Origin of the sequence: Streptomyces sp. NPDC047706 (assembly GCF_043204795.1) — a bacterium.
Lineage (GTDB): Bacteria > Actinomycetota > Actinomycetes > Streptomycetales > Streptomycetaceae > Streptomyces.
The window spans coordinates 107,674-128,314 of the sequence record NZ_JBIDCW010000010.1; the positions used below are offsets into that span (position 1 = coordinate 107,674).

General features: G+C 72.1%; 16 protein-coding genes. 12 read left to right on the plus strand and 4 right to left on the minus strand.

Translation table 11 applies throughout. From position 1 onward, the window contains the following. The first annotated feature begins 54 nt into the window (after positions 1-54). The 3 genes from ACGF8A_RS14525 (at position 55) to ACGF8A_RS14535 (ending at position 2,635) form a co-directional block, all read left to right on the plus strand. A complete protein-coding gene (locus ACGF8A_RS14525; RefSeq protein WP_393107872.1) occupies positions 55-879 on the plus strand; it encodes a methyltransferase in 825 nt (274 codons plus the stop codon). A gap of 276 nt (positions 880-1,155) precedes the next feature. Next, entirely contained in the window at positions 1,156-1,551 is a 396-nt protein-coding gene (locus ACGF8A_RS14530) for a DUF3040 domain-containing protein (RefSeq protein WP_393107874.1), read from the plus strand. A gap of 691 nt (positions 1,552-2,242) precedes the next feature. Beyond that, entirely contained in the window at positions 2,243-2,635 is a 393-nt protein-coding gene (locus ACGF8A_RS14535) for a group II intron maturase-specific domain-containing protein (RefSeq protein WP_393108080.1), read from the plus strand. A gap of 81 nt (positions 2,636-2,716) precedes the next feature. Here the strand turns inward: ACGF8A_RS14535 and ACGF8A_RS14540 are convergent, their stop codons facing one another. The 4 genes from ACGF8A_RS14540 to ACGF8A_RS14555 form a co-directional block, all read right to left on the minus strand. Further along, positions 2,717-5,212 (minus strand): DUF3488 and DUF4129 domain-containing transglutaminase family protein, encoded by a 2,496-nt coding sequence (locus tag ACGF8A_RS14540; protein WP_393107876.1) that lies wholly within the window; start codon positions 5,210-5,212, stop codon positions 2,717-2,719. Next, complete coding sequence (locus tag ACGF8A_RS14545) at positions 5,209-6,585, minus strand: DUF58 domain-containing protein (protein WP_393107878.1); 1,377 nt, start codon at positions 6,583-6,585, stop codon at positions 5,209-5,211. Before ACGF8A_RS14545 ends, ACGF8A_RS14540 begins: the two co-directional genes overlap by 4 nt. Continuing rightward, positions 6,585-7,622 carry an AAA family ATPase gene (locus ACGF8A_RS14550; RefSeq protein WP_393107880.1) on the minus strand — a complete coding sequence of 346 codons (1,038 nt, stop codon included), beginning with the start codon at positions 7,620-7,622 and terminating at the stop codon, positions 6,585-6,587. The genes ACGF8A_RS14545 and ACGF8A_RS14550 overlap by 1 nt, the downstream gene beginning before the upstream one ends. Before the next feature lie 241 nt (positions 7,623-7,863). After that, complete coding sequence (locus tag ACGF8A_RS14555) at positions 7,864-8,475, minus strand: beta-class carbonic anhydrase (RefSeq protein ID WP_393107882.1); 612 nt, start codon at positions 8,473-8,475, stop codon at positions 7,864-7,866. A gap of 354 nt (positions 8,476-8,829) precedes the next feature. Between ACGF8A_RS14555 and rsmH the strand changes: the two genes are divergently transcribed. The 9 genes from rsmH to murG all read left to right on the plus strand — a co-directional run bounded on the left by rsmH (position 8,830) and on the right by murG (position 20,635). Beyond that, positions 8,830-9,786 carry a 16S rRNA (cytosine(1402)-N(4))-methyltransferase RsmH gene (gene rsmH / locus ACGF8A_RS14560; RefSeq protein WP_393107884.1) on the plus strand — a complete coding sequence of 319 codons (957 nt, stop codon included), beginning with the start codon at positions 8,830-8,832 and terminating at the stop codon, positions 9,784-9,786. A gap of 79 nt (positions 9,787-9,865) precedes the next feature. After that, the gene (locus tag ACGF8A_RS14565) at positions 9,866-10,486 is read left to right on the plus strand and encodes a septum formation initiator family protein (RefSeq protein WP_393107886.1); all 621 of its coding nucleotides are present in this window, start codon (positions 9,866-9,868) and stop codon (positions 10,484-10,486) included. A 5-nt stretch (positions 10,487-10,491) separates the two neighbouring features. Then, the gene (locus tag ACGF8A_RS14570; RefSeq protein ID WP_393108082.1) at positions 10,492-12,450 is read left to right on the plus strand and encodes a peptidoglycan D,D-transpeptidase FtsI family protein; all 1,959 of its coding nucleotides are present in this window, start codon (positions 10,492-10,494) and stop codon (positions 12,448-12,450) included. Between the two features lie 163 nt (positions 12,451-12,613). After that, positions 12,614-14,134, plus strand: a complete 1,521-nt coding sequence (locus tag ACGF8A_RS14575) for a UDP-N-acetylmuramoyl-L-alanyl-D-glutamate--2,6-diaminopimelate ligase (protein ID WP_393107888.1) — start codon at positions 12,614-12,616, stop codon at positions 14,132-14,134. Between the two features lie 28 nt (positions 14,135-14,162). Continuing rightward, complete coding sequence (gene murF, locus ACGF8A_RS14580) at positions 14,163-15,593, plus strand: UDP-N-acetylmuramoyl-tripeptide--D-alanyl-D-alanine ligase (RefSeq protein WP_393107890.1); 1,431 nt, start codon at positions 14,163-14,165, stop codon at positions 15,591-15,593. Beyond that, positions 15,590-16,663 (plus strand): phospho-N-acetylmuramoyl-pentapeptide-transferase, encoded by a 1,074-nt coding sequence (mraY, locus tag ACGF8A_RS14585; RefSeq protein ID WP_393107892.1) that lies wholly within the window; start codon positions 15,590-15,592, stop codon positions 16,661-16,663. The genes murF and mraY overlap by 4 nt, the downstream gene beginning before the upstream one ends. Beyond that, positions 16,645-18,075 carry a UDP-N-acetylmuramoyl-L-alanine--D-glutamate ligase gene (gene murD, locus ACGF8A_RS14590; RefSeq protein WP_393107894.1) on the plus strand — a complete coding sequence of 477 codons (1,431 nt, stop codon included), beginning with the start codon at positions 16,645-16,647 and terminating at the stop codon, positions 18,073-18,075. The genes mraY and murD overlap by 19 nt, the downstream gene beginning before the upstream one ends. Positions 18,076-18,184: 109 nt before the next feature. Further along, positions 18,185-19,531 carry a putative lipid II flippase FtsW gene (gene ftsW / locus ACGF8A_RS14595; RefSeq protein WP_393107896.1) on the plus strand — a complete coding sequence of 449 codons (1,347 nt, stop codon included), beginning with the start codon at positions 18,185-18,187 and terminating at the stop codon, positions 19,529-19,531. A 6-nt stretch (positions 19,532-19,537) separates the two neighbouring features. After that, positions 19,538-20,635, plus strand: coding sequence for an undecaprenyldiphospho-muramoylpentapeptide beta-N-acetylglucosaminyltransferase (gene murG, locus ACGF8A_RS14600; protein WP_393107898.1), 1,098 nt, complete (start codon positions 19,538-19,540; stop codon positions 20,633-20,635). Positions 20,636-20,641: the final 6 nt, after the last annotated feature.

Sequence of the window (20,641 nt, forward strand, 5' to 3'; positions counted from 1 at the left end):
GCCCGTTCGCTCCGCCCCGCACGAGGGCGGTGCCGCGCCGAGGAGTCAACTGCCGTGTCGGACCCGATGCGCCCGCCCGCCTCCCACCACCACGCTCCAGCGGCGTCGCTGCGCTCCGACCCTCGTCCGCGCACCGCTCTGCGTACCGCCGTGGTGTGGGAGGTGCTCCAGGACGCCCTGGACCGCCGGGTCAAGGCCACGGGCCGGGAGTCGCTGGACGTCCTCGACACCGGGGGCGGCAGCGGCAAGTTCGCCGTGCCGGTCGCGAGTCTCGGCCACCGGGTCACCGTCGTGGACCCCAGCCCCAACGCGCTGTTCGCCCTCGAGCGGCGCGCCGCCGAGGCCGGCGTCGCCGACCGGGTGAAGGGCGTGCAGGGCGACGCCCGCGGCCTGTTCGACGTGGTCGAGCGCGGCGCGTACGACGCGGTGCTGTGCCACGGCGTCCTGGAGTACGTGGACGACCCGGCCGAGGGCATCCGCAACGCGGTGGCCGCGCTGCGGCCCGACGGTGTCCTCAGCCTGCTCGCCGCCGGTCTGGGCGGCGCCGTTCTCGCGCGGGCCCTCGCGGGCCACTTCACGGAGGCCAGGCAGGCCCTCGACGACCCGAACGGACGCTGGGGTTCGGGTGACCCGATGCCGCGCCGCTTCACCGCCGAGCAGCTCACCGGCCTGGTCCAAGGCGCCGGCCTGGCCGTGGGCGCCGTGCACGGCGTCCGGGTCTTCGCCGATCTGGTGCCCGGTGTCCTGGTGGACACCGAGCCCGGTGCCATGGAGGCGCTGCTCAAGCTGGAGGCCGCCGCGGCCGAGCTGCCCGCGTTCCACGCGGTGGCCACGCAGCTTCATGTGCTCGGTGAGACCCAAGGGTCCGCCGGGGCCTGAGCGGCTCCTGTGGGACGCCGCTGATCAGCGGGTTGCTTGCGGATGGAGTACGCCACAGGCCCCCCGATCGGGGCGTTCCCGCCGTATGATCGAGGGAGACCGCCCGGCATGACGGGTCGGCCGCCGGGGAATGTCAACCTCAGCGGGCCGGTCCGGGCATGGCGGGTTCCGGTTGGCCAATTGGCGTAGAGGGGCGGGTTTCACGGGGGCGATTCCCTGCCTATCCTGAAGGGACCCCCCGGGTCGCCCCGGCGACTGCACGATGAGGAGGACTCCGTGCCGCTCTCAGAGCACGAGCAGCGCATGCTCGAGCAGATGGAGCGAGCGCTGTACGCCGAAGATCCCAAGTTCGCGACAGCGCTTGAGGGAAGCGGGCTGCGTACGTACACCCGGCGACGGGTCTACCAGGCGGTCGCGGGCTTCCTCGTAGGTATCGCGCTCCTCATGGCCGGAATGGTCGCCAAGCAGGTCTGGCTCAGCGTGGTGGGCTTCCTCGTCATGCTGGGCTGCGCGGTACTCGCCGTGACCGGTTGGCGCAAGGCTCCCAAGCCGGGCGAGCAGCCTGCCGCGGGTGCCCCCCACGCCGGTCGTCAGGAACGTCAGCGGCGCTCGATGATGGATCGCATCGAACAGCGCTGGCAGCGACGCCGCGACGAACAACAGGGCCACTGATCCGACCACAGCTCCCACGGACAGAGGTGAGGGGCCACCGCCCGCCGGGCGGTGGCCCCTCACGCAGTGCGCCCAGCATGGGCGATTGCTTGGGGGTGGAAGTCCCCTGGGGGAAGAGGTGGTGCCAACCCCGAGCCGGAGGCAAGGGCGTCATCGTGAGGTGGGGTCTGGAGGAAGCCCGAGGCGAGACCTGGGTACCGAGGAACACGAACCGTGTATGAGGCGTGCTGGTCGGGTGAGCCTGCATGGCAAGGCGATGCCCGTCACTGCCAAGAAGGCCAGTGCGTAAACGCGGCGGGGACCCAGGGACAGTGATCGTTCTTACCTGGGGAGATCTGTCCGGGTGTCGGTTGTGCTGAGGTGTCGCCGCGCCGACGGAGTGGGCCGGGAGGTCGGCTCTGACCTGGCAGAAGTCAGCAGAGGCCGTAGTACCAGCCGGGGTGAGCAGGGTGGCTGGGAAGGGCCGAACATCGAGTGGAACGGGTGATGTGGTGGTTGCTCGTGCTGGTCACGTGGACCGCAGCAAGTCCGCTTCGGCGCTGCCGACCGGGAAGGGACCGGTGCATTCCGGGAGTGTCCCGGCGGAGCGTAGTGACCGGTCGGCGCACTCCACGGAGGACGTTCACCGGGAGCAGGAGTCCTCACCCGGGCCGGGGTCAGGATCCGGGTTGATCCGAAGGCGGTCAAACGCCTGAAGGACCGGCTGCGGGAGCTGACCTCGCGCCGGTGGAGCATCGCGATGGATGATCGCATCGCGAAGATCAATCGCTTCACCACCGGATGGATGGGCTACTTCCAGCTCGCGGACACCCCGAAGGTGTTCCGGGGGCTGGACGAGTGGTTCCGCCGCAGGATGCGGCAGATCCGCTGGAAGGAATGGAAGCTCCCCGGGGCCCGGTTCAGGAACCTCCGCGCACTTGGTGTAGCCGAGTGGAAGGCCCGCGAGTGGGCGGGCAGCGGCAAGGGTTACTGGCGGATCGCGGGATCGGCCGTCCTTCAGCGGGCGATGCCCAACTCTCACTGGGACGACCTCGGCCTGCGCATGCTCAAGCCGACCTGGCAACGTTTGAGATCAGCTGGATGAACCGCCGGATGCGTGGCGCGCATGTCCGGTGGTGTGAGAGGAGGGACGGGCAACCCGTCCCTCCTACTCGATTCCCGCCGTTCAGCCGCTGTGCTGACCGAACGGACGGCGCGCCAGGGCCGCGGCCCAGCCGGTCGCCACGCGGCCCTTCACGGCCAGCCACCGGTCGCTGAGGTCCCACACCGCCCGGACGGCCGAGCGCGGCAGCACGACCGCACGGATCCGGGTCCGCCAGCCGGCCCGGGAGCGCAGCGCCTGCCGCAGCCGGCGTACGTCGTCCGCCAGCCCGGCCTCCGCGTGCGGGTCGGGTGCGAACAGCACCTGCTCCACGGCACCGGCCACCCGGTGCACCGACCTGGTCGCCGGGTCGTCCAGATGCCCGAGCCGCACGATCCGCGCGGCAGCCTTGCGCGGGGTCAGCGCCTCGTCCGGCGCGATGCCGTAGTCCCAGGCGGTGTCCGTCAGTTCGCGCCAGGCGGCCAGGACATGCCCGGCGGCCACCTGGGCGGCGAGCCGCTCGTCCGGCTCCACGGCGCGGGCGGTCACCTCGACGCCCTCGCCGCCGCCCGCGCCGCCCCTGCTGCGGGCGGGCACGCCCTGGGGCGCGGAGCCGGTGTGCCTGGCCGAGGCCAGCCGCACCGACCGCCGTCTGACCCGCCACAGCATGGGCAGCAGCGGCAGCACGATCACCGCGACGGCCAGCAGCGTCCAGCCCGCTGTCCCGTACCAGGGGCGGCCTTCGTCGTCCGGGGAGCCCGGGTCCAGCGGCAGCGCGCCGCCGCACATCTCGAGCCGCCTGTCCTGCGCGGAGCAGCTCGCGCTCGTCGACGGCTCGGCCGACGGGGCCGAGTCCGCCGGGCGCGAGGCCTCCGGCAGGTCGGGAATGCCGCTGGGCACCTCGGGCTGGGTGTACGCGGGCGTCGACCCCCGGCTCGGCGTCGGCTCGAAGCGGGTCCATCCCACGCCCTCGAAGTACAGCTCGGGCCACGCGTGCGCGTCCCGCAGCCCCACCGTCACCGTGCCGTCGCCCTGCGCCGTACCCGGCGCGAAGCCCACCGCGACCCGGGCGGGTATGCCGAGCGTGCGGGCCATCGACGCCATCGAGAAGGAGAAGTGCACGCAGAAGCCCCGCTTGTCCCGCAGGAAGCGGGCGATCGCCTGGGAGCCGCTGCCGGCCTGCACCTCGGTGTCGTACTGGAACCCGCCGTTCACGGCGAAGTACTCCTGGAGCGCGACCGCCTGCTCGTACGGGGTCTTCGCCTCGGCCGTGATCTCACGGGCCGTCCGCGCCACGACGCCCGGCAGCGAGTCCGGCACCTGGGTGAACTCGCGCGCGAGGGCGGCGGGCGGCGCGGGCGCCGAGGCCAGCTGCTCGGCGGTCGGCTGCACGGCGAGGCTGGTCACCTCGTAGGTGGCGCCACGGGTGGTCTGGCCGTGGTCGCCGACGAGCGTCATGCCCACCGGCTCGTAGCGCCAGTTGCCGTCGATCTGCACGCCGCTCGGCGGGTAGGGCATCGGCAGCCAGTCCTGCGCGTAGGAGTCCGCGGCCGCGATGCGGGTGCGGACCTCGGTGCGCCGGATGTCCGGGCCCAGGCCGGCGGGCGTCGGCAGCTCGTCCGGCACCGCGACGATGTTCCGCCGGGAGGGCTTCCAGGTGGTGCCGTCGAAGTCGTCCAGGGACACGATCCGCAGGTACATGCCGGCGAGGTCGCCCGTGCTCGTACGCATCGTGAGGACCGTGCGGTCCTCCTCGACGTTCAGGCTGTCGCGCAGGGAGACCAGCGGATTCACCGCCGAGATCGTGCCGCCGTTCTCGCTGCCGGTGCCGACGCCCGTACCGGCGGGGTCCAGCAGGCCGCCGTTCATCGTGGGCAGGGCGAGGGGCACCGCCAGGGCTATGCCCAGCGCGAACACGCCGATCCGCCGCCCCGTACGCACCGGCGCCACCGGGCCGCCCGGCTCCCCGCCCGGGCCTCGCTGTGCCCCGCCGAAGACCCGGCCCCACTGCGCCAGCCGGTCCCGGCCCTCGGCGAGCAGCAGCATCAGATAGCCGGCCGCCGCGATCAGGAACCACACCCAGCCACCGGCGCCGTCGGACAGCCCCGCGGCGACCGAGTACAGCGCGAGCAGGGGCAGCCCGGCGGGGGCGGCGCTGCGGAAGGTCACCGCGAGCACGTCCACCGCCAGCCCGATCACGAGGACACCGCCGACCAGCATCAGCTTGATGCCGTCGGTCAGCGGGGCCGGGATCGCGTACCGCCCGACGTCCTGGGTGCCCTGCCGGAGCAGGTCGGCGAAGTGTACGAACGCGTCGGGGCCGGGGATCACCCCGGCGATCGCGTACTGCGGGGCGAAGACCAGGGTCAGCAGCATCAGCAGGACCAGGGCCTGCACGGTCACCGTCAGCGGGCGGGCGAGCGGCACCCGCCGGGCCGCCGCGCCCACTCCCGTCTGGACCGCCAGCACAACGGCCGCCTGCAGGAACCACGAGACCTGGTCGACCAGCGGCAGCAGTGCGCACGAGGCCAACAGCGTCGCCGCCGTGGCAGACAGCGCCATCCGCGCCTGCCCGCTCATGACCGCCCCTCCCCGTCGGCCGTGCCGCTCGCCGCCACGACGCCGGTGCGCTCACGCTCCGCCTGGCGCCACAGGTCGTGCAGCGGGGCGCCCCGCGACACGCGCACGGCCGTCCATCCGGCCTCGCGCAGCCTCCGCAGCCGCTCCTCCCGCCCGTCCAACGGGCGGGGCGGGTCCGTCGGTTCCCGCACCCAGTCCGCGCTGTCCAGGACGAAGGCGACCGCGCCTCCGGTGCGCTGGCGCATCCGGGCGGCCACCGCGGCCTGCTCCTCGTCGAGGTCCCCGAAGAAGGCCACGAGCAGCCCCTCGTGGCCGCCGCGCAGCACGTCGTAGGCCCGCGACAGACCGGTGCCGTCGGAGTGGTCGATCACCGCGAGGGTGTCCATCATCAGCCCGGCCGCGTCGGCCGACTCCTGGCTCGCCCCCGCGAAACCGTCCGCGCCCTCGCCGGGCACCGAGTTGCCGGTGTCCGTGAGCAGCCGCACCGAGAAGCCCCGTTCGAGCATGTGCACCAGCACGGACGCGGTGCCCGCCACGGCCCACTCGAAGGCCGAGTCGGGGCCGGCGCCCGCGAAGCCGGCGCCCCGGGTGTCGAGCAGCACCGTGCAGCGGGAGCGCTGCGGCTGCTCCTCGCGGCGCACCATCAGCTCGCCGTAGCGGGCGGTGGAGCGCCAGTGCACCCGGCGCAGGTCGTCGCCGTGGCGGTAGCCGCGCGGGATCACGTCGTCCTCGCCGGCCAGTGCCAGCGAACGCAGCCGCCCGTCGCCGTACCCCTTCGCCTCCCCGGTGAGCCGCACCGGCGGTAGCGGCTCCACGCCCGGGATCACCGTCAGGGTGTCGTACGTCGAGAAGGACCGGGTCAGCTCGCACATCCCGAACGGGTCGGTCAGGCGCAACTGGAGCGGGCCCAGGGGGTACCGGCCGCGCAGGTCCGAGCGGACGCGGTAGGACACCTCGCGGCGGCCGCCCGGCTCGACGCGGTCGAGCACGAAGCGGGGGCGGGGGCCGAGCACGTACGGCACGCGGTCCTGCAGCATCAGCAGGCCGGTCGGCAGCCGCGAGACGTTGTCCATCCGCAGATGGACCCGGGACTCGGCACCTGCGGGCACGCGCGCGGGGGACAGCCTGCGGGTGCCCGCCACCCGGTAGCGCGTGCGGTACAGCACCGTCGCGCACACCAGGGGCAGCGCCGCCAGCAGCAGCCCGACCCGGAGCAGGTCGCTCTGGCCGAGGACGTAGGCGCAGACCGCCGCGGCCACTCCGGCGGCCAGGAAGGAGCGGCCGCGGGTGGTCAGTCCGGCCAGAGCCGTGCGCACACCGCCTTTGTCACCCCGGTCGGGGTCGGCGGGCACCGGGCCCGCCGGGACGGTCATCACAGCCTCCGGGGCGGCTGCTGGCCGTAGGCCTGTGCGCCGTGGCCCAGGCCGCCGAAAGCGTTCTGCTGGGGCGTCGAGGGCACCGGTGTGCGCTGCAGGATCTCCTGGACGACCTGCTCAGCCGTACGGCGGTTGAGCTGGGCCTGCGCGGTGGGCAGCAGGCGGTGGGACAGCACGGCCACCGCGAGGGCCTGCACGTCGTCCGGCAGCGCGTAGTCCCGGCCGCCGAGGGCCGCCGCGGCCTTCGCCGCGCGCAGCAGGTGCAGCGTCGCGCGCGGGGAGGCGCCGAGTCTGAGGTCGGGGTGGGTGCGGGTGGCGGCGACCAGGTCCACCGCGTAGCGCCGGACGGTCTCGGCGACGTGCACGCCGCGCACCGCCTCGATCAGCTTCACGATCTCGTGCGCGTGCGCCACCGGCTGGAGGTCGTCCAGCGGGCTCACCCCGCCGTGCACGTCGAGCATCTGGAGCTCGGCCTCGGCACTCGGGTAGCCGATCGAGACACGGGCCATGAAGCGGTCGCGCTGAGCCTCGGGGAGCGGGTAGGTGCCCTCCATCTCCACCGGGTTCTGCGTGGCGACCACCATGAAGGGGCTGGGCAGCTCGTAGGTCTGCCCGTCGATCGTGACCTGGCGCTCCTCCATCGACTCCAGCAGCGCGGACTGGGTCTTCGGCGAGGCGCGGTTGATCTCGTCGCCGATCACGATCTGGGCGAAGATCGCGCCCGGCTTGAACTCGAAGTCCCGGCGCTGCTGGTCCCAGATGGACACACCGGTGATGTCCGAGGGCAGCAGGTCGGGCGTGAACTGGATGCGCCGCACGGAACAGTCGATGGACCGGGCCAGCGTCTTGGCGAGCATCGTCTTGCCCACGCCGGGGACATCCTCGATCAGAAGATGTCCCTCGGCGAGCAGCACGGTCAGCGAAAGCCGCACGACCTCGGGCTTGCCCTCGATCACTTCCTCCACCGCACCGCGGACCCGATCCGCAGTGGCAGTCAGATCAGTGAGGCTCGCTCGATCGTCATAGGTCGTCACCCGGCCCTCCTCGGCCCGTTCTTGCTTACGGGCCGACGCTCTGCGATGCATATCCGGCCCACCCCGAAAACACGGACACCACGCGTGCTGAACTCCGCGCGACGCCACCACCCGCATTCTTGCCGCCGTTACCGATTCGTGTCACTCGACTGTGGACAACTGGCAGCGATATGTCGGGTCTTACGGCAATTTGTTCCGCCCTGTGCCCGGGACTCCCGAAGAACGAGAGCCCGGGCGGCGGTCACGCGGGGTCGATCTCGCGCAGCAGGCCGGTCCGCACGTCGAACACGAAGCCGCGCACGTCGTCGGTGTGGAGCAGGAAGGGCGAGGTGCGCACCCGCCGCATCGACTGCCGGACGTCCTGGTCGACGTCCGTGAAGGACTCCACCGCCCAGGCGGGACGCTGGCCGACCTCGGCCTCCAGTTCGGTGCGGAAGTCCTCGGTGAGGCTCTCCAGGCCGCAGCCGGTGTGGTGGACGAGGACGACGCCGCGCGTGCCCAGCTTGCGCTGGCTGATGGCGAGCGAGCGGATCACGTCGTCGGTGACCACACCGCCGGCGTTGCGGATGATGTGGCAGTCGCCCAGCTCGAGGCCGAGCGCGGGGTAGAGGTCGAGGCGGGCGTCCATACAGGCCACGACAGCCAGCTGGAGGACCGGGGCGGCTCCCAGGCCGGGGTCGGCGAAGGCGGCCGCGTACTTGCCGTTGGCCTCGACAAGGCGGTCGGTGACGGTGCCGACGCGGGCTATGGCGTCCTCGGAGCCGGCAGGGACCGATGCAGAAGTCGTCATGGTGATGACGGTACTGGTCACTGGCGGGCAGTTCCTGTTGTGCGGCGGGACAAAGAACGTCATCGGGCCTTGATGTGAGCTAACCCACAAGCGTGGCGCGTATGCGCCCTTACGAGTGATCTCACCGGTTCGCGGGTTGATCGGCGACCGCCGCCGCGACGCGCAGGCCGGTTGATTGACCGCGACAGAGGGTGGACTAAAGTGACGCGAAGCGGGAGGCGAGGCTCTCCCCGCTGCAGCGAGTTCCCAGAAATTCCGGCGTGGCCGCCGGAGATCTCCCACGTGCGCGGCGCGTACGTACGGCTCGGCCTCCACCCGCTCCCGGCCGGCTGACGCTTTCGGCGCCGGCAGGCCTCCCCTTCACGAGCGGGCGGGGACCCGGCGGTGCGTACCGCCCGCCGGATCTGAGAGGGCCCCTTGAGCCAGAGTCGACACGTCCCGGTCATGCTCCAGCGGTGCCTGGATCTGCTGGCACCCGCCCTGGAGCGACCCGGTGCCGTGGTCGTCGACTGCACGCTCGGCCTCGGCGGCCACAGCGAGGCGCTGCTCGGCCGTTTCCCCCAGGCCCGCCTCGTCGCCCTCGACCGGGACAAGGAGGCGCTGCGCCTGTCCGGGGAGCGGCTCGCGCCGTACGGGGAGCGCGCCGCCCTCGTGCACGCCGTGTACGACGAGCTGCCCGAGGTGCTGGACAGGCTCGGCATCGCGCGCGTGCAGGGTGTCCTGTTCGACCTCGGGGTCTCCTCCATGCAGCTCGACGAGGCCGACCGCGGCTTCGCCTACGCCCAGGACGCCCCGCTCGACATGCGCATGGACCAGTCGGCCGGCGTCAGCGCCGCCGAGGTCCTCAACACCTACCCGGCCGGTGAGCTGGTGCGGATCCTGCGCGCGTACGGCGAGGAGAAGCAGGCCAAGCGGATCGTGGCCGCCGTCGTACGCGAGCGCGAGAAGGAGCCGTTCAGCAACAGCGCGCGGCTCGTGGAGCTGATCCGGGACGCGCTGCCGCAGGCCGCCAAGCGCACCGGGGGCAACCCGGCCAAGCGCACCTTCCAGGCCCTGCGCATCGAGGTCAACGGCGAGCTGTCGGTACTGGAGCGGGCGATCCCGGCGGCGGTCAAGGCGCTGGACGTGGGCGGCCGGATCGCGGTGCTGTCGTACCACTCGCTGGAGGACCGGCTTATCAAGCAGGTGTTCGCGGCGGGCGCCACCAGCACCGCGCCGCCCGGGCTGCCGGTGGTGCCGGAGCAGTACCAGCCCCGGCTCAAGCTGCTCACCCGTGGTGCCGAACTTCCCACCGAGGAAGAGATCGCGGAGAACCGCCGCGCGGCCCCGGCGCGACTGCGCGGGGCCCAGCGGATCAGGGAGGACGTCGAGTGAGGCAGCCGACGGCGCGGGGGTCCGGGATCCCGGCTCACGACATGAGCGGGTCCGGCACCGGGACGGCGGGGGAGGGTGTGTGAGCAGGAAACCCGAACTCAGGGGCAGGGCCGCGCGCCTCGCCCAACTGCTGCCGACCGGACGCGGGCAGGCCGCCCGGACACCCTTCGTCCTCCTCGTCGTGCTGCTCCTCGGGGGCGGCCTCATCGGCCTGCTCGTGCTGAACTCAGCGCTCAGCGAGGGTTCCTTCCAGCTCGACGACCTGCAGAAGGAGACCAGGAGCCTGACCGACGAGGAACAGGCTCTGCAGCGCGACATCGACGCCTACTCCGCCCCCGGAGCCCTCCAGCGGCGCGCCCGCGAGCTCGGCATGGTCCCCGGCTCGGACCCCGCCTTCCTCGGCCCCGACGGCACCGTCAGGGGCGTCCCGTCTCCCGTCGCCGCCGAACCGGCCTCCGCGCGCCGGCCCCTCGTCCTCGCCCCCGAGGCGATGTCCACCGCCTCCGCGCCCGCGGCGCCCGTGCCCCTGCCCGTGCCCACCGTCTCCGTGCCCACCGCCCCCCTGCCCACCCTCTCCGCACCCGGCACCGCAGCGCCCGCCTCACCCGCCCGCCCGAGCGCGGCCCCGGCCGCTCCGACCGCCCCCCGCACGCTCGCCAGCACGCCCTCCCCCCTCCCGACCACACCCTCCGGCAGGTGACGGAAGTGACCGACAGGGAACCGCCGCGCCGCCGCGTGCCCGGACCCGCGCGGCCCGACCGCTTGGCCGGCCGGCGGCGCCCGGGCCCCGGCGCCCGCCCGGCGCGCCGCCCCGGCCCGCCCCGGCCGGCGGCCGCGCGCGGGATCCGGCTCGGCAGCCCCCGCCCCCGGCTGCGGCTGATCGGCTTCGCGCTGACGCTCGTCATGCTGGTCTTCGTCGTCCGGCTGCTCCAGGTGCAGGCCGTGGACGCGAGTGCCTACGCCGCCAAGGCCCAGCAGAACCGCTACGTCGTGCACACCCTCGCGGCGCAGCGCGGCCAGATCACCGACCGCACCGGCGTGGCCCTGGCGACCAGTGTGGACGCGTACGACATCACCGCCGACCCCACGCTGTTCACCCGCGAGCAGCTGAAGGTCGGCGACGCGCCCGAGCAGGCGGCGGCCCTTCTCGCGCCGATCCTCGGCAAGGACCAGGCCGAGCTCGTCCACAAGCTCAGGCCGAAGGACCCCAAGCTCCGCTACGTCAGGCTCGCCGCGCGGCAGACCCCGCAGGTCTGGAAGCAGATCAAGGACCTGAGGACCGCGCTCGCCGCCAAGGCGGAGACCGACAGCAGCACCGTCAACGTCCTCGGCGGCGTCCTCGCCGAGCCCAGCAGCAAGCGCGTGTACCCCAACGGCGATCTGGCCGCCGGGATACTGGGCTGGGTCAACGCCGACGGCAAGGGCGGCGGCGGTATCGAGCAGCAGCTGAACGACGAGCTGGCCGGCGAGGACGGCAAGATCCGCTACGCCCAGTCCGGGGGCCTGCAGGTGCCGACCGTCGGCTCCACCGAGACGCCCGCCGTGCCCGGCTCCGACATCGAGCTGACCATCGACCGCGACATCCAGTGGGCCGCGCAGGACGCCATCGCCCAGCAGGTGGAGAAGTCCGAGGCGGACCGCGGCTACGTCATCGTGCAGGACACCCGTACCGGCGAGATCCTCGCGATGGCCAACTCGCCCGGCTTCGACCCCAACGACCTGACCACGGCCGACGCGACGGCCATGGGCAACGCGGCCCTCCAGGACGCCTTCGAGCCCGGCTCCACCGCCAAGGTCATGTCGATGGCCGCCGTGCTGGAGGAGAACGCCGCCACGCCCCAGACGCATGTGGTCGTGCCCAACCGGCTGCACCGGGGCGACCGGCTGTTCCAGGACGACATCGACCACCCGACCTGGTACCTGACGCTCAACGGCGTGCTCGCCAAGTCCAGCAACATCGGCACGATCCTGGCCACCGGCCAGCTCGGCAGGACGCAGGCGGAGGCCAACCGGGTGCTCCACAAGTACCTGCGCGCGTTCGGCATCGGCGGTTACACCGGACTGGGCTTCCCCGGCGAGACCCAGGGCATCCTCGCGCCGCCGGAGCAGTGGTCGACCTCGCAGCAGTACACGATTCCTTTCGGCCAGGGCGTGTCCATCAACGCCATGCAGGCGGCCTCCGTGTACTCGACCATCGCCAACGGCGGCATGCGGGTCGAACCCACCCTCGTACGCGGCACCAAGGGGCCCGACGGACGCTTCACACCCGCTCCGGAGCCCGACAGGACGCGGGTCGTGAGCGAGAAGACGGCCAGGACGCTCGCCCGGATGCTGGAGTCGGTCGTCGACGACGAGGAGGGCACCGGCACCAAGGCGCGCATTCCCGGCTACCGGGTCGCGGGCAAGACCGGCACCGCCAACCGCGTGGATCCGGACACCGGCAGGTACCGCGGCTACACCTCGTCGTTCGCCGGGTTCGCGCCCGCGGACAAACCCCGCGTCACCGTCTACTGCGCCATCCAGAACGCCACCAAGGGCAGCTACTTCGGCGGCCAGATCTGCGGGCCCGTCTACAAGCAGGTGATGGAGTTCGCCCTGAAGACCCTCCAGGTCCCGCCGACGGGAGCCGGGCCCGCGAAGCTCCCGGTCACCTTCAAACCCTGATGAGCACCGAGCACCCCAGGAACCAGCCGTGACGACGATCACCCCCGATCCCGGGAACCAGAGCAGCCCGCGCCCCTCACTTCGCTCCGGAGCGGGTACGCCCGGTACGCTCACCGCCGTGCCACACGCTGATCAGTCTGAAACCATCCAGAAGGACGTTCCCGTGACCTACCCGGGGCCGCCCAGGCCGGAACGGGTCTCCGCCACACCCCTCGCGGAGCTCGCCGATCAGCTGGGTGTCACCGCCCCGGAAGAGGCCGCCGCGGTCACGGGGATCACCCATGACTCGCGGGCCGTCCGCCCCGGCGACCTGTACGCCGCCCTGCCCGGCGCCCGCGTGCACGGCGCCGACTTCGTCACCCAGGCCGTCGGTCTCGGCGCCGCCGCCGTGCTGACCGACCCGGCCGGCACCGAACGGGCCGCCGCCACCGGCCTGCCGGTGCTCACCGTCGACGACCCGCGCGCGCGGATGGGCGAGCTGGCGGCGACCATCTACGGCCACCCGGGCCGGGAGCTGCTCCAGATCGGCATCACGGGCACCTCCGGCAAGACCACCACCGCCTATCTCGTCGAGGGCGGTCTGCGCACCGGCCGTTCCGCCGGGCTCATCGGCACGGTCGAGACCCGGATCGGCGACGAGCGCATCAAGTCCGAGCGCACCACTCCGGAAGCCACCGACCTGCAGGCCCTGTTCGCCGTGATGCGCGAGCGCGGGGTCGAGGCGGTCGCCATGGAGGTCTCCAGCCACGCGCTGGTCCTCGGCCGGGTCGACGGCTGCGTCTTCGACATCGCGGTGTTCACCAACCTCAGCCCGGAACACATGGAGTTCCACTCCGACATGGAGGACTACTTCCGGGCCAAGGCGCAGTTGTTCACGCCGGAACGCAGCAGGCTCGGCGTGGTCAACATCGACGACGAGTACGGCCGCAGGCTCGCCCGCGAGGCCGGTGTCCCGGTCGTCACCTACTCCGCCGAGGGCCACCCGGACGCCGACTGGCGCGCCGACGACGTCGAGGTGGGCCCGCTGGACTCGCCGTTCACCGTGACCGGCCCCGGCGGCGAGCGGATCCGCGCCAGGTCGCCGCTGCCGGGCCCCTTCAACGTGGCGAACACCCTCGCCGCGATCGTCGCCCTCGCGGCCGCCGGGCTCGACCCGCAGACCGCCGCCGACGGGGTCGCCGCCGTGCCGGGCGTACCGGGCCGGTTGGAGCGCGTGGACGCCGGTCAGGACTACCTCGCGGTCGTCGACTACGCCCACAAGACGGACGCCGTCGAGTCCGTCCTGCGGGCGCTGCGCAAGGTCACCAAGGGCCAGGTGCACGTCGTGCTCGGGTGCGGCGGTGACCGGGACACCACCAAGCGGGGCCCGATGGGCGCGGCCGTGGCCCGGCTCGCCGACACCGCCGTGCTGACCTCCGACAACCCCCGCTCCGAGGACCCCCTAGCGATCCTCGCGACCATGCTGCAGGGCGCGGCGACGGTGCCCGCGCACGAACGCGGCGAGGTGCTGCTCTTCGAGGACCGGGCCGCCGCCATCGCCGCCGCCGTCGGCCGGGCGCAGCCCGGGGACACCGTGCTGGTCGCGGGCAAGGGCCACGAGCAGGGCCAGGACATCGCCGGGGTGGTCCGTCCCTTCGACGACCGCCAGGTACTGCGTGAAGCAATCCGGAAAACCCAGGGATGAAAATCCAGAAGACCCAGGGGATGAACTTGTGATCGCCCTCTCTCTCGCCGAGATCGCAGAAGTCGTCGGCGGGCAGACGCACGACATACCGGATCCGTCGGCACAGGTGACCGGACCGGTCGTCCGGGACTCCCGCGAGGTCGCGCCCGGCAGCCTGTTCGCCTGCTTCGTCGGCGAACGCGTGGACGGTCACGACTTCGCGGCCCAGGTCGTCGAGGCGGGCGCGGTGGCGGTACTCGCGTCGCGCCCCGTCGGCGTGCCCGCGATCGTCGTGGACGACGTCCAGACGGCGCTCGGCGCCCTCGCCCGGCACGTCGTGGCAAAGCTCGGCACCACCCTCGTGGCGCTCACCGGCTCCGCGGGCAAGACCAGCACCAAGGATTTGATCGCGCAGGTACTGCAGCGCAAGGCGCCGACGGTGTGGACGCCCGGCTCGTTCAACAACGAGATCGGGCTGCCGCTGACCGCGCTCAGCGCCACGGCGGAAACCCGGTTCCTGGTGCTGGAGATGGGCGCCCGGGGCATCGGCCACATCCGGTACCTCACCGGCCTGACGCCACCGCGGATCGGCCTGGTGCTCAACGTCGGCACCGCGCACATCGGCGAGTTCGGCGGCCGCGAGCAGATCGCGCAGGCCAAGGGCGAACTCGTCGAGGCCCTGCCGCCGGCGGAGGAGGGCGGTGCCGCGATCCTCAACGCCGACGACCCCCTCGTACGCGCCATGGCGTCGCGTACCAAGGCGAAGGTGGTCCTCTTCGGAGAGGCCGACGAAGCGGACGTACGCGCCGAGAACGTGCGCCTGACGAGTTCCGGCCGGCCCTCTTTCACTCTTCACACACCCTCCGGGTGCGGTGATGTGACCATGCGCCTGTACGGTGAGCACCACGTGTCGAACGCGCTCGCCGCGGCCGCCGTCGCCCATGAGCTGGGCATGTCCGCGGAAGAGATCGCCACCGCGCTCTCCGAGGCAGGCTCCCTCTCCCGCTGGCGTATGGAGGTCACCGAGCGCCCGGACGGCGTGACGGTCGTCAACGACGCCTACAACGCGAACCCCGAGTCCATGCGGGCCGCCCTGCGCGCCCTGGTGGCGATGGGCGAAGCCTCTCGGGCAAAGGGGGGCCGTACGTGGGCGGTGCTCGGCAAGATGGCCGAGCTCGGGGACGAGGCGCTCGCCGAGCACGACGCGGTCGGGCGGCTCGCCGTCCGGCTCAACGTCAGCAAGCTCGTCGCGGTCGGGGGCAGGGAAGCCGCCTGGCTGCAACTGGGCGCATATAACGAGGGTTCGTGGGGTGAGGAGTCGGTGCACGTGTCCGACGCACAGGCGGCGGTCGACCTGTTGCGCAGCGAGTTGCGCCCGGGGGACGTCGTCCTCGTGAAGGCGTCCCGTTCGGTCGGCCTGGAGAGTGTCGCCGAGGCGCTGCTCGCGACCGGCGCCGAGGGTGAGGTCGCCGCCCGATGATGAATCAGATCCTGTTCGCGGGTGTCATCGGGCTCTTCCTGACACTGGTCGGCACACCGCTGCTGATCAAGTTGCTGGCGCGCAAGGGCTACGGTCAGTACATCCGCGACGACGGCCCGCGCGAGCACGCCAGCAAGCGCGGAACGCCGACCATGGGTGGTATCGCCTTCATCCTGGCCACGGTCGCCGCGTACTTCCTGTCCAAGGTCATCACGGGCAAGCCCCCGACCTTCTCGGGTCTGCTGGTGCTGGGCCTCATGGTGGGCATGGGCCTGGTCGGCTTCCTGGACGACTACATCAAGATCGTCAAGCGGCGTTCGCTGGGTCTGCGGGCCAAGGCGAAGATGGCCGGCCAGCTGATCGTCGGCATCGCCTTCGCGGTGCTGTCCCTGCAGTTCGCGGACAACCGCGGCAACACCCCGGCCTCCACCAAGCTGTCGTTCATCACCGACTTCGGCTGGACGATCGGCCCGGTGCTGTTCGTGGTCTGGGCGCTGTTCATGATTCTCGCGATGTCGAACGGCGTGAACCTCACCGACGGCCTCGACGGCCTCGCCACCGGCGCCTCCGTGCTGGTCTTCGGCGCCTACACCTTCATCGGCGTCTGGCAGTTCCAGGAGTCCTGCGCCAACGCGCAGACCCTGACCAACCCGGGCGCCTGCTACGAGGTACGCGATCCGCTCGATCTCGCGGTGGTCGCCTCGGCCCTGATGGGTTCCTGCCTCGGCTTCCTGTGGTGGAACACCTCCCCGGCCAAGATCTTCATGGGTGACACCGGTTCGCTGGCGCTCGGCGGTGTGCTCGCCGGTCTGGCCATCTGCTCCCGCACGGAGCTGCTGCTGGCGATCCTCGGCGGCCTGTTCGTGCTGATCACCATGTCGGTGGTCATCCAGGTCGGCTCGTTCCGCCTGACCGGTAAGCGGGTCTTCCGGATGGCGCCACTGCAGCATCACTTCGAACTCAAGGGCTGGTCCGAAGTCCTTGTCGTGGTCCGCTTCTGGATCATTCAGGGCATCTGTGTGATTGTCGGACTAGGCCTCTTCTATGCGGGATGGGCAGCGGAAAAGTGACTTCCTCGGAGCTCAAGGGCAAGCACGTCACTGTCGCCGGGCTCGGCGTCTCCGGCGTCCCGGCGGCCAAGGTCCTGCACGGCCTCGGCGCGCACGTCACCGTCGTCAACGACGGCGACGACGAGCGCGCCCGGGTCCAGGCCGCGGAGCTGGAGGCGCTCGGCGTCACCGTCCGTCTCGGCGACGGCGCGACCCTGCCCGAGGGCACCGAGCTGATCGTCACCGCGCCGGGCTGGAAGCCGGACAAGCCGCTGTTCACGGCGGCGGCCGGGGCCGGCGTCCCGGTCTGGGGCGACGTCGAACTGGCCTGGCGGCTGCGGGGCCCGGACGCGGCCCCCTGGCTGGCGGTCACCGGCACCAACGGCAAGACCACGACCGTCCAGATGCTCGCCTCGATCCTGACGGCGGCAGGGCTGCGCACCGCCGCCGTCGGCAACATCGGAGTCTCGCTGCTGGACGCGGTGCTCGGCGAGGAGCCCTACGACGTCCTCGCGGTCGAGCTGTCCAGCTACCAGCTGCACTGGGCGCCCTCGCTGCGCGCCCACTCCGCGGCCGTGCTGAACCTCGCCCCCGACCACCTCGACTGGCACGGCTCCATGGAGGCCTACGCCGCCGACAAGGGCCGCATCTACGAAGGAAATCGCGTCGCCTGCGTGTACAACGCGGCCGACAAGGCCACCGAGGACCTGGTGCGCGCGGCGGACGTCGAAGAGGGCTGCCGGGCCGTCGGCTTCACCCTGGGCACCCCGGCGCCGTCCCAACTCGGCGTCGTGGACGGCATCCTGGTCGACCGCGCCTTCGTCGCGGACCGGCACAAGAACGCCCAGGAGCTGGCGGAGGTCTCCGACGTGCGCCCGCCGGCCCCGCACAACATCGCCAACGCCCTTGCGGCGGCGGCCCTCGCGCGCGCGTACGGCGTGCCCGCCCACGCCGTGCGGGACGGTCTGCGCGCCTTCACCCCCGACGCCCACCGCATCGCCCACGTCGCCGACGTGGACGGGGTGGCCTACGTCGACGACTCCAAGGCCACCAACACCCACGCCGCCGAGGCCTCGTTGGCGGCGTACGACTCGATCGTGTGGATCGCGGGCGGACTGGCCAAGGGCGCCACCTTCGACGAGCTGGTCGCCAAGTCGGCGAAGCGGCTTCGCGGGGCCGTCCTCGTCGGCGCCGATCGTGCCCTGATCCGCGAAGCCCTGGCGCGACACGCCCCGGAAGTACCCGTCGTCGACCTCGACCGGACCGACACTGGGGCGATGCTCGCGGCTGTCCGGGAGGCGCGCCGCCTGGCCGTCACCGGAGACACGGTGCTTCTGGCACCTGCGTGTGCCTCCATGGACATGTTCGCCAACTACAAGAAGCGAGGAGACGCGTTCGCGGAGGCGGTTCGCGAACTCGGCGCGGGCGCCTGAGAGCGGGTCTTTCGCCACGGCGGGTGCTGTGGGGACCCTTGGAGGGACAGGTGACTCGGATGTGGCTCGGCTTTGGTCGGCTTCGGCTCCCCGCCGGTGGGAGCCGCTGATGTCCGGCAGCCGTACCGGACGGCCTCCGGTCCGACGAACCGTCCGCGCGCCCGCAGCCCGTCAGCCGCGCGAGAACCTCGCCGTACGGATCTACATCCGCGTGCGCAAGGCCTGGGACCGGCCGCTGACGGCGTACTACCTCATCCTCGGCGGAAGCCTGCTGATCACCGTGCTGGGCCTGGTGATGGTCTACTCGGCCTCCCAGATCACCGCCCTGCAGATGTCGCTCGGCGGGTCGTACTTCTTCCGCAAGCAGATGCTGGCCGCCGTCATCGGCGCGGTGCTGCTGTACGTCGCCTCCCGGATGCCCGTGAAGCTGCACCGGGCGCTCGCCTACCCGATCATCGCCGGCGCCGTGTTCCTGATGGCCCTGGTGCAGGTGCCGGGGATAGGGGTGGCGGTCAACGGCAACCAGAACTGGATCGCCCTCGGGGGCTCCTTCCAGCTCCAGCCCAGCGAGTTCGGCAAGCTGGCCCTCGTGCTGTGGGGCGCGGACCTGCTCGCCCGCAAGCAGGACAAGAACCTGCTCGCGCAGTGGAAGCACATGCTGGTGCCGCTGGTGCCGGTCGCGTTCATGCTGCTCGGCCTGATCATGCTCGGCGGCGACATGGGCACCGCGATCATCCTCACGGCGATCCTGTTCGGGCTGCTGTGGCTGGCGGGCGCCCCGACCCGGCTATTCGTCGGTGTGCTGGCGGTCGCGGCGGTGCTCGGCACGATCCTGATCCAGAGCAGTGCCAACCGGCTGGACCGGTTCCGCTGCATCGGCGCCACCGAGATGGGCCCCGACGGCTCGTGCTGGCAGGCCGTGCACGGCATCTACGCCCTCGCCTCCGGCGGACTCTTCGGTTCCGGGCTGGGTGCGAGTGTGGAAAAATGGGGTCAACTCCCGGAAGCGCACACCGACTTCATCTTCGCCGTCACCGGTGAGGAACTGGGGCTGGCGGGGACGCTGTCGGTGCTCGCCCTCTTCGCCGCTCTAGGCTATGCGGGTATCCGCGTGGCCGGAGGCTCGGAGGACCCCTTCGTCAGGTATGCCGCGGGAGGCGTGACCACCTGGATCACGGCCCAGGCCGTGATCAACATCGGTGCGGTGCTCGGCCTGCTGCCGATCGCCGGCGTCCCCCTCCCGCTGTTCTCCTACGGGGGATCCGCCCTGCTGCCGACCATGTTCGCCATCGGGTTGCTGATCGCCTTCGCGCGAGACGAGCCCGCTGCGCGGGCGGCGCTTGCGATGCGGCAACCCCGCTTTGGTAGAAAGCGGGGGGCCGGGGGCCCCACAGGGCCCCGGAGATGGAACACGATGCGACGTCGCGCCACGGCGCGTTCGTCCGGAGAGCGGTGAATTTCGGTGCATGTCGTACTCGCTGGTGGGGGGACCGCCGGCCACATCGAGCCCGCGCTCGCCCTCGCGGACGCCCTGCGCAGGCAGGACCCGACGGTGGGGATCACGGCCCTCGGCACGGAGCGCGGCCTGGAGACCCGGCTCGTCCCGGAACGCGGCTACGAGCTGGCGCTGATCCCCGCCGTCCCGCTGCCGCGCAAGCCCACTCCCGAGCTGATCACCGTCCCGGGCCGGCTGCGCGGCACGATCAAGGCGGCCGAGCAGATCCTGGAGCACACCAAGGCGGACGCCGTGGTCGGCTTCGGCGGCTACGTCGCCCTGCCCGGCTATCTGGCCGCCAAGCGGCTCGGCGTGCCGATCGTGATCCACGAGGCGAACGCCCGGCCCGGCCTCGCCAACAAGATCGGTTCCCGGTACGCGGCGCGCGTCGCCGTCTCCACACCCGACAGCAAGCTGCGCGACGCCCGCTACATCGGCATCCCGCTGCGCCGCTCCATCGCCACCCTCGACCGGGCCGCCGTCCGTCCCGAGGCCCGCGCGATGTTCGGCCTCGACCCCAACCTGCCCACGCTGCTGGTCTCCGGTGGCTCGCAGGGCGCCCGGCGGCTCAACGAGGTGGTCCAGCAGGTCGCCCCGTGGCTCCAGCAGGCCGGAATCCAGATCCTGCACGCGGTCGGCCCCAAGAACGAACTGCCGCAGGTCCACCAGATGCCGGGAATGCCCCCGTACATCCCGGTAAGTTATCTGGACCGGATGGACCTCGCCTACGCCGCGGCCGACATGATGCTCTGCCGCGCGGGCGCGATGACCGTCGCCGAACTCTCCGCCGTCGGGCTGCCGGCCGCCTACGTCCCGCTGCCGATCGGCAACGGCGAACAGCGGCTGAACGCACAGCCGGTCGTCAAGGCCGGCGGCGGACTGCTGGTCGACGACGCGGAACTCACCCCGGAGTGGGTGCAGCAGAACGTGCTGCCCGTGCTCGCCGACCCGCACCGGCTGTACGAGATGTCCCGCGCCGCCGGTGAGTTCGGCCGCCGGGACGCCGACGAACTCCTCGTCGGCATGGTGCACGAGGCGATCGCCGCCAACCGTGCACACCGTTAGGCACGT

Excerpts from the sequence above, each read along its gene's own strand:
- murD (WP_393107894.1), top strand. The coding sequence starts at position 16,645 with ATGGGCAGCGGAAAAGTGACTTCCTCGGAGCTCAAGGGCAAGCACGTC.
- ftsW (WP_393107896.1), top strand. The coding sequence starts at position 18,185 with ATGTCCGGCAGCCGTACCGGACGGCCTCCGGTCCGACGAACCGTCCGC.
- ACGF8A_RS14545 (WP_393107878.1), bottom strand. The coding sequence starts at position 6,585 with ATGACCGTCCCGGCGGGCCCGGTGCCCGCCGACCCCGACCGGGGTGAC.
- ACGF8A_RS14540 (WP_393107876.1), bottom strand. The coding sequence starts at position 5,212 with ATGAGCGGGCAGGCGCGGATGGCGCTGTCTGCCACGGCGGCGACGCTG.
- ACGF8A_RS14555 (WP_393107882.1), bottom strand. The coding sequence starts at position 8,475 with ATGACGTTCTTTGTCCCGCCGCACAACAGGAACTGCCCGCCAGTGACC.
- mraY (WP_393107892.1), top strand. The coding sequence starts at position 15,590 with ATGATGAATCAGATCCTGTTCGCGGGTGTCATCGGGCTCTTCCTGACA.